At 30.3% G+C, this 1211-nt stretch carries 1 pseudogene; it reads left to right on the top strand.

The window, feature by feature from the left end:
* Positions 1 to 1211 (top strand): annotated as a pseudogene (locus ACTG3S_RS09655) (glutamine synthetase type III); the annotation flags it as partial.

Genomic DNA, 1211 nt, shown 5'->3' with positions numbered 1-1211 from the left:
GTAGACCATAACTCTTTAATTATGGATGTAATGCAGAAAATTTCTAAAAGACATCAATTTAAAGTATTATTTCATGAAAAGCCTTTTGCCGGTATAAATGGTTCTGGTAAACACAACAACTGGTCTTTGTCTTTAGATAATGGTGTAAACTTGTTAAGCCCTGGTAAAACACCTATGAAAAACCTGCAATTTTTAACCTTTTTTGTAAATACTATCAAGGCAGTTTATGAGTATGAAGAATTGTTAAGAGCTTCTGTGGCATCTGCAAGTAACGATTTTAGGTTGGGTTCTAGTGAAGCACCACCAGCAATTATTTCTGTATTTGTTGGTAGTCAATTATCAGCTGTTTTAGACGAATTAGAAAACGTAACCAAAGGTAAATTATCACCCCAAGAAAAAACAGATTTAAAATTAAATATTATTGGTAAAATACCTGAAATTTTATTAGACAATACAGATAGAAATAGAACCTCTCCTTTCGCTTTTACCGGTAATAAATTCGAGTTTAGAGCAGTAGGCTCTTTAACTAATTGTGCAGCTCCAATGACGGTTTTAAACACTATAGTTGCCAAACAGTTAAAAGAGTTTAAAATAGAAGTAGACGAATTAATTAATACAAAAAAACTTAAAAAAGACGAAGCTGTTTTTAATGTGCTAAGAGAGTATATTAAGTCTTGTAAAAAAATTCGTTTTGATGGTGATGGTTATGGAGAAGCTTGGGAAAAAGAAGCAAAAAAGAGAGGTTTAAGTAATAATAAAACGACACCAGAAGCGCTAAAAGTAAAGATTTCAGAAAAAACAATCAAGCTTTTCGAAGAGATGAAAGTAATGACGCAAGTAGAAATACAAGCACGTTATGAAGTCGAATTAGAAGAATATGCAAAAAGACTACAAATAAAGGGGCGTGTTTTAGGAGATATTGCTAGAAATCATATTGTACCAACAGCTATTTTATATCAAAATACATTGTTAGAAAACACTAAAAATTTAAAAGAAATTTTTGGTGAGGAATACAAAACAATCGCTAAAGAACAAATTGAGTTAATTATGACAATTTCTAATCATATAACAGAAATTAATGCTTTGGTTTTAAAAATGATAGAAGAGCGTAAAAAAGTAACCAATAAAAAAGCGTTAGAAAAAGCAGATGCATATTGTGATAAAATTAAACCCTACTTTGAGAAAATTCGTTTTCATTGCGACAAATTAGA

The organism is Polaribacter sp., assembly GCF_965656025.1.
Lineage (GTDB): Bacteria > Bacteroidota > Bacteroidia > Flavobacteriales > Flavobacteriaceae > Polaribacter.
Note: the sequence above shows the minus strand (reverse complement) of the source record. Positions and strands in the feature narration are given on the sequence as shown.